Source organism: Acidovorax sp. (assembly GCF_047607405.1).
In the GTDB taxonomy this organism is placed as follows: Bacteria; Pseudomonadota; Gammaproteobacteria; order Burkholderiales; family Burkholderiaceae_C; genus Acidovorax.
Genome location: NZ_JASGDA010000126.1, coordinates 1 through 9,866, shown reverse-complemented (window position 1 = coordinate 9,866; position 9,866 = coordinate 1). Strand labels below are relative to the sequence as shown.

Below are 9,866 nucleotides of genomic sequence, written 5' to 3'. Positions count from 1 at the left end.
CCCCATGGGCCGCGCCCTGGCCGCCGCCCGCGATGCCGCCCGCGCGCGCTTGCTGGCCGGGGCGCATGCCCTGGGTGCGGCGCTCCCTGCCGACGGCGTGCTGTTTCACCGCATCGCGCGCTGGCAGGGCCGGGGGGCGGTGCGCGTGCTGTTCGTTTGGCCGGGCACGCTGCTGGTGCTGAGTGCCGATGGCGAGGTGATCCGCGAGTGCGATGCCGATGCCATGCACGACGAAGCCCCGGCAGAGGCCGCATTACTGGCGAGCGCAACCCGTGGCAAGCCCCTGGCCCGCTGCGTCTTCCAGCCCCCGCAGGGTATCCGCCTGCGCGCGGTGCTGGATGCCGATGGCGTGGTGCGCGTGCGCGCCGCCCGGGGCGGGGAGCTGCTGGCCGAGTCCGAACCAGGCCAGCCCACGGTGCTGCGCGCTGGGTTCAACACCACCACCCCGCAAGACCTTTCACCCAGGCTTTCATGAAGCAAACACCCGTCACCCCCGAGCTGATCCGCGCCGCCCTGGCACACATACCCGCCAGCCTGCCCCGCGACGAATGGGCGCGGGTGGCGATGGCAATCAAGAGCGAGTACCCCGACGACACGGGCCGCGACCTGTTCGAGGCGTGGAGCGCCACGGCTGCGGATGGCCACGACGCATCGGCCACGCGCAGCACCTGGCGCAGCGTCAGGGCCGGGGGCGGCGTGGGTATCAGCACCCTGCTGTACATCGCCAAGCAGCACGGCTTTGAGCTGCCCAGGGGCACCCAGGCCCCCGCCGCGCCCGACCCTGCCGAGCTGGCCCGCCGCGATGCCGAGCGCGCCCGCCAGCAGCAGGCCGAGGCCACGGCCCGCGATGCCGCGCACGCTGCCGCTGCTGCCGATGCGCGGGCGCAGTGGGATGCCGCCAGCGACACGGGCACCAGCCCCTACCTTGCCCGCAAGGGCGCGCAGCCCTACGGCGTGCGCTTTGCCGCCGATGGGGCTTTGCTGGTGCCCCTGCGCGACGGCGACGGCACGCTGTGGAACGTGCAGCGCATCATGGGCGAGCGCAACCGCTTCGGCACGGACAAGCTGTTCTGCAAGGGCGGGCGCAAGTCCGGCCTGTGGCACATGCTGGGCAGTGCGGACGGTGCCCCGGTGCTGCTGGTGGCCGAGGGCTACGCCACTGCCGCCAGCCTGCACGAGGCCACGGGGCACCCCGTGGCCGTGGCCTTTGACGCGGGCAACCTGGCACACGTCGCCCGCGCCCTGCGCCAGCGCTACCCCGCTGCCTTGCTGGTGCTGTGCGGCGACGACGACCGCGCCACAGAGGCGCGCAGCGGCACCAACACGGGCCGCGTGAAGGCCCAAGCCGCCGCGCAGTCCGTGGGCGGCCTGGCCGTGTTCCCCGAGGGCCTGGCCGAAGGTGCCAGCGACTTCAACGACATGCGCCAAGCGCACGGGGCCGATGCCGTGCGCGACACGGTGCAGGCGGCCATAGCGGCCCGCCTGAGCGCCCCGCAAGCCCCGGCCCTTGCCGATGCCCCTGCCGCGCCAGCAAAGCCCCGCAAGCGGGCAAGCAAGGCCCCCGCCGGGGGCTCTGCGGGCGATGCTGCGGGTGATGGCGGCGGGGGCTCTGCCGGGGCTCCACCTGGCGATGCTGGCGACGATGAACCGCACGACCCTTTCACCGTAGAGGATGGCGGCGTGTACTACCACGGGCGGGGCCGCGACGGCGAGCCGCTGCGCCCGCTGTGGTTGTGTTCGCGCCTGGACGTAGAGGCCCGCACCCGCGACCAAGATGCCAACGGCTGGGGCTACCTGCTGCGCTTTGCCGACCCACTCGGCAAGCCCAAGCAATGGGCCATGCCCGCCCGCATGCTGTCTGGCGACGGGGGCGAATACCGCGCCGTGCTGTTGAACATGGGGCTTCGCATCGCCACTGCGCCCACGGCCCGCAACCGGCTGACCGAATACATCCAGACCCGTCGCCCGGCTGAGTTCGCCAGTTGCACCGACCGCATCGGCTGGCACCCCGTCGAGGGCGGCGGCATGGCCTACGTGCTGCCCCATGAGACCATCGGCGACGATACAGAGCGCATCGTGTTCCAGAGCGACAGCCAAATGGAGAACACGTTTCGCATCAAGCGTGACGCCGCTGCCTGGCGCGATCGCATCGGCGTGCTGTGCGCTGGCAATAGCCGCTTGGTGTTCTCCGTGGCCTGCGCCTTCGCCGGGCCGCTGCTGCGCATGGCAGGCATGGAAAGCGGGGGCTTTCACCTGCGGGGCGACAGCAGCTCAGGCAAGACCACGGCCCTGCGCCTGGCGGCCAGCGTGTACGGCGGGCCGGGCTACATGCAGCGCTGGCGCACCACGGATAACGCACTTGAGGCTATCGCCGCCCAGCACTGCGACGCGCTGCTGATCCTGGATGAACTGGCGCAGGTTGACGGCAAGGTGGCCGGGGAGTGCGCCTACATGCTCGCCAACGAGCAGAGCAAGGCCCGCGCTACCCGAGGCGGCGCACCCCGCGCCCGCCTGACCTGGCGGCTGCTGTTCCTGTCGGCTGGCGAGCTGGGGCTGGCCGACCATATGGCCGAAGGCATGAAGCGCGCCCGCGCGGGGCAAGAGGTGCGCATGGCGGACATTCCCGCCGATGCGGGCGTGGGCCTGGGGGCTTTCGAGAACCTGCATGGCCACGATGGCGGCGCCGCCTTCGCCAGTCACCTGACCCGCGAAGCGCAGGCATGCTACGGCGCGCCGGGCCGCGCCTTCATCGAATGGGCGTGCGCGCATGCCGATACGCTGCCCAAGCGCATCCGCGCCAACGTTGCGGCCATCGCCCGGCAATGGGTGCCAGCTGGGGCTTCGGGCCAGGTCGAACGGGTGGCCGCCCGGTTCGCCCTGGTGGCCGTGGCGGGCGAGCTGGCAACCGAGGCGGGCCTGACCGGCTGGGATGCCGCAGAACCCGAATGGGCCGCACGTGCGTGCTTTGACGCCTGGATGACCGCACGCGGGGGCTCAGGCAATGCCGAGGTGCGGCAGATGCTGCGCCAGGTGCGGTGCTTTCTGGAGGCGCATGGCGAGGGCCGGTTCACCTGGTGGCATCGGGCGTCTGACGACCGCAGCGCCAAGACGCTGCAGCGCGCCGGGTTCCGCCGCGTGGTGGACAGCGAGGGCAAGCCCCTGAAGATCGTCAAGGGCACCGCCGCCGAGCCCGGCACGTCCCGGGCCGATGCCGACGCATACGACGCCGCTACGGCCTTGGACGCCGAGGATATGCACGTCGAGTATTTCGTGCTGCCCGAGGTGTTCCGTGCCGAGGTGTGCAAGGGCTTCGACTATCAGGCCGTGGCCCGCGTCCTGCTGGAGCATAAGGCCCTGCTGCCCAGCGCCGGGCGTTCATTCGACTGCAAGCAGCGCCTGCCAGGCATGGGCCTGTCCAACTGCTACCGCATCCCTGCGGCCCTGTTCGCGCTCGACCTGTAGCCCCGGCCCGGCCTGGTTGGGGGCTGGTCACCAGTCCGCCCGCCCGCCTGCCAGTCGGGCCGTGCATGCGTGTGCCATGGCCCGGCTGGCCCCATGCGAGCCCCGTCAAGGCCGTGGCCCGCACCGTCCGCCGGTGTGCGGCGGGGGCGGGGGAACCCCTCTGCGCTGCGCAACCGGAAAAGGCACCAGTGTGCAACACCCCTTTTTTGCACATGAGCGCACTGGGCTCGCCTGTTGATGGCTGTTTGGGGCTCAGAATCCCGAAAATGTGCAGAAACAGGCGTTTCGCCTGGATTTTGTTCCCACTGTTCCCACTGCCAAAAAACCAGTGGGAACGCGGAGAGCCTTTATTCATGCGGTGTTCCCACTGTTCCCACTGTTCCCACGCAAAAAAGCAATAACCGGAGAGAAGTTGCGCACGCGGGCATGCGCCGATTCCCGTAAATGTGCATCGTGCTGTTTTGCATGGGGCTGGCGGCGTGGCAGTTGACGCCTGCCGCGTGGGGCTGGCAAGGGGGTGCTAGGTTCTCCCCCAACTTCCCGAATGCGGGTAATTCGCGCCCCGATGATGCGCTAGTGGTTGGGGGCTTGGAGTGGTTGACACAAGGTTGACGCCTGCCGCGTGGGGCTGGCAAGGGGGGGTAGTCTGGATTTCAGAATCGCCTTGGCTTGGACACCGCCGCCTTCCGCACGCGCAGATTTTTTACAGCTCCGGGGTTTTTCAAATGGATTAACACGTCATAGGTGCAGGCTATCGGTCACCAGCCCCGGCCCCGGCCTAGTGCCGGTAGGGGGGTTAGCGGCTGGCCGATGCCCTTTAGCCTGGCCTGGTGCCGGGGCTTCCCATGCAGTAACTTTTGCAGCAGCGACCGCCCCGAAGCGAGTTACTGTAAAAGTTACTGCACGATTGCCCGGATGCAGACGGAAGTTACTGCACTTCGGCGGACAACAAAAAAGCCCTAAGATGTTGATTTCTTATGGCTTTTGGACGTTCTCGGGCTTCCGCGAACTGTGATGTGGTGGCCTGGGACGGAATCGAACCGCCGACACAAGGATTTTCAATCCTCTGCTCTACCGACTGAGCTACCGGGCCTGAGCCATGGATTATAGCGTGAAAAAACCGGGGGGCTGCTCCAAGCGCACATTTGAGCGCTCAGCCGCCGCGCTTGCCTCTGCCCAAGTCCACTCCCAGTTGACGCAGTTTGCGGTACAGGTGGGTGCGCTCCAAGCCTGTTTTCTCGGCCACGCGGGTCATGGAGCCGCCTTCGCGGGCCAGGTGAAATTCGAAGTAGGCTTTCTCAAAGCCGTCGCGCGCCTCGCGCAATGGGCGATCCAGGTCGAAGCCTTGGTGTGCATGAGGCCCCACCTCCCCTCCCGACTGGGCAACCGGGATGGTGGGCAATTGCGCGAAGGCGGGATCGGTCGGGGCCTTGGTGGGTGCCTGCGCCGCCGCCGCGGGAGGCTGCTGCTGGGCAGTGTTGCGGGCCAGGCCCTGCTCCACGGCCTTGAGGAGTTTTTGCAGGGTGATGGGTTTTTCGAGGAAAGAGAAGGCGCCGATGCGCGTGGCCTCCACGGCCGTGTCGATGGTGGCGTGGCCGCTCATCATGATGACCGGCATGGTGAGCACCCCGGCGGTGGCCCACTCCTTGAGCAGCGAGACACCGTCGGTGTCGGGCATCCAGATGTCGAGCAGTACCAGGTCGTAGCTGTTGGCCGCGCGGGCGGTGCGCGCCTGGGTGGCGTTTTCCGCCAGGTCCACGCTGTGGCCTTCGTCGTTCAGGATTTCCGACAGCAGGTCGCGAATGCCGAGTTCATCATCGACCACCAGGATGTTTGCCATGTGTATTGAAACGCCTTGTGTACTGCGGTGCGGTGTTGTTATGACGCCACCGCTGATTTAGGGGCGAATGATAACGACACTTGAGCCCCTTGCACTGCGCCGTCCTCGGAGCGGTTCGACAGCTCGATGCGGGCACCGTGCTCGTCGGCGATCTTTTTGACCACGGCCAGGCCCAGGCCTGTGCCGCGCGGCTTGGTGGTGACATAGGGCTCGAAGGCCCGCTGCAGGATGTGCGCCGGAAAGCCCCCGCCGCTGTCGGCCACGGTGAGCCGCACGCGGCGCGACGATTCGCTCCAGCGGGTGCTGATGCGCACGGGCGGCATTGACCCGGATCCACCCGCGCGCGCCTGCTCGGTGGAGTCCTGCGCGTTCTGCAGCAGGTTGTGGACGACCTGGCGCAGTTGCTGCGCGTCGCCCGCGATGCGGGGGCAGCGCGGGTCCAGTTCGGCCTGCACGGGCACGGTGGCGTTTTCTTCGCCATATAAGTGCAGCACGTCGGCCACCAGGGCGTTCAGATCCAGCGGATGCAACTCGGCTGCGGGCAGACGGGCGTAGTCGCGGAACTCGTTGACCAGCCGCTTCATCGCGTCCACTTGCTCCACGATGGTCTTGACGGACTTGGCGAGCACGGCCTGCTCGGGGCCGGGCAGCTTGCCTTCGAGCTTCATCTCCAGCCGCTCGGCCGACAGCTGGATGGGCGTGAGCGGGTTTTTGATTTCGTGCGCCAGGCGACGGGCCACTTCGCCCCAGGCCTGGGCGCGCTGGGCGGAGACGATTTCCGAGATGTCGTCAAAAACCAGCAACCGGGTCGCGCCTGGCAGCTCCGCGCCCCGGGCCACGAGGCTGGTGGCGTGCTGCTGACCTACCCCGCTCTCGGTCGCGTGCAACTCGAACGGCTGCTGCCAATGGTCGAGCCCGTGGCGTTCGCTGTCGCCCAGAAAGGCGTCGAAGTGACCCTGCACGGCGGCGGCGAATGCGGCCAGGCCCGGCACCTCAGCCAGGGGCCGCCCTTCGTAGGCTGCCATGGGCGCGCGCAGGATGCGGGTGGCGCCGGGGTTGGACGAGCGGATGACGCCCTGCGCGTCCAGCACGATGACGCCCGCCGTGAGGTTGTCCAGGATGGTCTGCAGGTTGGCCCGCGCGGCGTCCACCTCGCCCATGCTCTTTTCCACGGCCTGGCGCGCATCGGCAAGCTGCTGGGTCATGCTGGCAAAGTCGCGCGTCAGCCCACCCAGCTCGTCCTTGCCCTGCAGCGCCGCCTTGCGGCTGAGGTCGCCCGCCGCCACCTGGCGCACCCCGTCGGCCAGCACCAGCAGCGGGCGCACGAGCTGGTTGCCCAGCAGCACGGCCAGCAGCACGGCGCCGAAGACAGCCAGGAACAGGCTCAGCGTGAGCGTGCCCACGTACATGCGCCGCAGGCCACCGCGCGCCAGGGCGCGCTCCTGGTATTCGCGGTTGGCTTCCTGCACGGCGATGGCGTTGGCCACCAGCGCGGCGGGCAGCGGCAGGGTGGCCTGCAGGTAACGCGGCTCGGTCAGCAGGCCCACGCTGGGGTTGCTGACCAGGGCCAGCACCTTCACGCGCGCGTTCTGCGTAGCGGCGGGGTCGGCGATGTCGTCCAGCCCTTCGATCTGCGTGACGGCACGCTGCTCGCGCACGGTGCGCAGCAGGCCCGCGCCGGGCCGCTCGGGGTTCAGGCTGAAGCGCGACTGACCGGCGCTGGCGACGGCCTGCCCTGCCGCGTTCCACAGCACCACGTCGCTGGCGCCAAGCTGGTCGCGGATGTGCTCCAGCACCAGGCCCGCTGCCGCGTCGGGCACCTGCGCCACCTGGGTGCTGGCGCTGCGCGTCTTGGCGGCCATGTCGTCCGCCAGCGAGTCGAGCGAGACGCGGGCCAGGTTCACCCCGGCGGAGAGAGCTCCCTCGACCTTCACGTCGAACCAGCTCTCGATGGAGCGGGTGACGAACTGGTAGGACACCACGTAGATCAGCAGCCCCGGCATCAGCCCGACGACGGCGAAGATGGCCGCCAGCTTGACCAGCAGGCGGCTGCCGAAGCGCCCCCGGCGCAGGCGCAGCGCGAGGCGCACCGCCATCCATGCCAGCACCGCCAGCAGCAGCAGCGCCACCAGCACGTTCACGCCAAAGAGCCAGGCGTAGTTGCGCTCGTACAACGCCCGGTTGTTCGTCGCCAGGGTCAGCAGGAACAGCAGCACCAGCCCGATGGCCGTCATGATGGCCGCGCCCACGCCCACGGTCCAGCGCACGGCGTGCGACTGGCGCTGGGCGCTCATCGGGCAGGCTCCGCGGCCAGCTGCTGGCTGCGGGACACCAGCAGGTTCCAGCCCGAGCGTCCCACGGCACCGATCTGGAACGGGCGCGGCAGCTGGGACATGTCGAGCCGGAACCGGAAATGCACGGTATGCGCCGCATCAGGGTCGATCGCGGCGCTATCGGCAATCTTCCAGCGCGAAAAGCGCTGCACGGCCGACAGCGCATCGGCATAGCCGTCGAACGTCTGCCCCAGCACCACGCCCAGGCCGCTGTTGGTGAACGGTACGGGAGACGTGTTCAGCCGCCAGCGGCGGGTCAGGGGCTGGTAGCTCAGGCGCAGGTAGCGGGTGGTTTCGGCCACCTGGCGGTCGTACCAATACCAGCGGTCGCGCGTGACCTCGGCCTCGGCCACGAAAAACATGGGAATGCCCTTGTACAGCGCGTCCTTCACCAGCTCGGGCAGGGCGATCTGCAGGCTGGTGCTCAGGTACAGCCCGCCGTCCTCGCGCTCCAGCCGCAGCTCGCCGACTTCGGACGTTGCCGCATCGTTGGCCCAGGCTGCGGGCAGCACCGCAAGGCCCCACACCCACAGCGCCAGGACCGCGAGCACCCGCCACCCATGCAGCCGCCTGGGCTCATTGCGGCGATTTTTGCAACAGTGCGTAGAAGAACCCGTCGTGATCACCTGGAAGATTGTCCGGGACTGCCCCGGGCTTGTCCGCCCCGCCCGGGACTAAATGGCCGGGCGAAGGCAGCAATCGGGCGTCGGTGTTGTGCGCAAGAAACGTTTGAACCTGCCCGTCACCCTCCGCGCGGAACACCGAGCAGGTGCAGTACAGCAGCCGCCCGCCCGGGCGCAGCAGCGGCCAGAGCGCCGCCAAAAGCTGCGCCTGCAGGGCCGCCAGCCGGGCGATGTCGCTCTCGCGCCGCAGCCAGCGCACGTCCGGGTGGCGGCGCACGATGCCGGACGCCGTGCAGGGCGCGTCGAGCAGGATGGCGTCGAACGGCTCGCCGCCGCAGTGCTGGCGCCACCAGTCCTGTGGTCGGGCCGCGTCGGCCACCAGCACCTGGGCGGTGAGGCCCAGGCGCTGCAGGGTCTCGCCGATGCGGGCGCTGCGGGCGGGGTCGATCTCCAGCGCTGTCACTTGCAGGCCAGGGGCCAGTTCCAGCAGGTGCGCCGTCTTGCCGCCGGGCGCGGCGCAGGCGTCCAGCACGCGCAGGGGCCGCGACGGGTCCAGCCCCTGCAGCAGCAGGGGCGCGGCGATCTGCGCGGCGGCATCCTGCACCGAGGCCCAGCCCTCGGCAAAGCCCGGCAGCGTCGGCACCGGCACGGGCTGGCGCAGCGCCAGGCCCGCATCACCCACCGGGTTTGCTTCTAAATTAATAGCTGCAAGCGCTTGCTGGTATTGCGCTGGAGTGCATTTTTGCTTGTTAACCCGCAAGGTCATCGGCGCATGCGCGTTGTTGGCCCGCAGAATCTGCTCCCAGTGCTGGGGGTGGTCTTGGCGCAGCCGGTTGATCCACCATGCGGGGTGGTTCCACCGCGCCAGGGGCTCGGCGTCCGTGGCGGCGACCAGGGCTTCGCGCTCGCGCAGGAAGCGGCGCAGGCAGCCGTTGATGAAGGACGCCTGCGCGCGCGTGGCAGCGCCGTGCTTGGCGGCTTCGACCGCCTGGTTCACGAGCGTGAAGGCTTCGTAGGGCGACTCCTGCGGGTTCCAGCACAGGGCCAGGGCTGTACACAGCAGGGCGTCGGCAACAGGGGGCGGCGTGCGGGCGGCCATGCGGCGGCGCAGCGCCTCGGCACGCCCGGCCTGGCGCAGCACCTGGAACAGCAGCGCCTGCACGCCAGGGCGCAGGCTGGCATCGACCGCCGCCAGCGCCGCCGTGCCGGACTGCCCGCCGCGAATGGCCTGCAGCGCGCCTGCCGTGGCGGCCAGCTGCCGCCACAGCGGCACGCAGGCTTGGGTCTGTGCGGTGTTCATGGAATGCCTACAGCCCACGGGCCGCCTTGAAGCCGAACACCCGGGCCAGCAGGCTGGCCGGAAACTGGGCGATGGCGGCGTTGTACTGCGCCACCGCCTCGTTGAATACCCGGCTGGCCTGGTCGTTCTGCTGCAACTGGTCGTCCCAGCGGGCCTGCCACGGCAGGGCGGGCACGGCGACTTCCATGGCCTCGGCCCCGCTTTTGTCCATGGCCTTGCGCCAACTGGCATGCAGCACGTCGCGCGCCGCCGCCAGCGCGGCCACTGCGTCCGCCTGCAGCGGGCGGGCGCGGGCGGCGGCGAGCGAT

The 9,866-nt window shown here is 69.4% G+C and carries 7 protein-coding genes and 1 tRNA gene; 2 read left to right on the top strand and 6 right to left on the bottom strand.

Features of this window, described 5'->3' with window-relative positions:
• Positions 1–475 (top strand): hypothetical protein (locus tag QM569_RS15080; protein ID WP_414988057.1); only part of this gene is annotated, 475 nt, incomplete at its 5' end.
• Complete coding sequence (locus tag QM569_RS15075) at positions 472–3,462, top strand: DUF927 domain-containing protein (protein WP_414988056.1); 2,991 nt, start codon at positions 472–474, stop codon at positions 3,460–3,462. The genes QM569_RS15080 and QM569_RS15075, both read left to right, overlap by 4 nt.
• 1,017 nt (positions 3,463–4,479) lie before the next feature.
• On the opposite strand, the gene QM569_RS15070 is transcribed toward QM569_RS15075, so the two are convergent.
• The 6 genes from QM569_RS15070 to QM569_RS15045 form a co-directional block, all read right to left on the bottom strand.
• Positions 4,480–4,555, bottom strand: a tRNA-Phe gene (locus QM569_RS15070).
• Positions 4,556–4,615: 60 nt separating this feature from the next.
• Complete coding sequence (locus tag QM569_RS15065) at positions 4,616–5,302, bottom strand: response regulator (protein WP_414988055.1); 687 nt, start codon at positions 5,300–5,302, stop codon at positions 4,616–4,618.
• A gap of 38 nt (positions 5,303–5,340) precedes the next feature.
• On the bottom strand, positions 5,341–7,596 hold the full coding sequence (locus tag QM569_RS15060; protein WP_414988054.1) for an ATP-binding protein: 2,256 nt from the start codon (positions 7,594–7,596) through the stop codon (positions 5,341–5,343).
• Complete coding sequence (locus tag QM569_RS15055) at positions 7,593–8,186, bottom strand: DUF4390 domain-containing protein (protein ID WP_414988053.1); 594 nt, start codon at positions 8,184–8,186, stop codon at positions 7,593–7,595. The genes QM569_RS15060 and QM569_RS15055 overlap by 4 nt, the downstream gene beginning before the upstream one ends.
• Positions 8,187–8,211: 25 nt before the next feature.
• Complete coding sequence (gene rsmB, locus QM569_RS15050) at positions 8,212–9,558, bottom strand: 16S rRNA (cytosine(967)-C(5))-methyltransferase RsmB (RefSeq protein WP_414988052.1); 1,347 nt, start codon at positions 9,556–9,558, stop codon at positions 8,212–8,214.
• A gap of 7 nt (positions 9,559–9,565) precedes the next feature.
• Positions 9,566–9,866 (bottom strand): LemA family protein (locus QM569_RS15045; RefSeq protein WP_414988051.1); only part of this gene is annotated, 301 nt, incomplete at its 5' end.

Coding starts and splice junctions, on each gene's coding strand:
- QM569_RS15075 (WP_414988056.1), top strand. CDS start 472: ATGAAGCAAACACCCGTCACCCCCGAGCTGATCCGCGCCGCCCTGGCA.
- QM569_RS15065 (WP_414988055.1), bottom strand. CDS start 5,302: ATGGCAAACATCCTGGTGGTCGATGATGAACTCGGCATTCGCGACCTG.
- QM569_RS15060 (WP_414988054.1), bottom strand. CDS start 7,596: ATGAGCGCCCAGCGCCAGTCGCACGCCGTGCGCTGGACCGTGGGCGTG.
- rsmB (WP_414988052.1), bottom strand. CDS start 9,558: ATGAACACCGCACAGACCCAAGCCTGCGTGCCGCTGTGGCGGCAGCTG.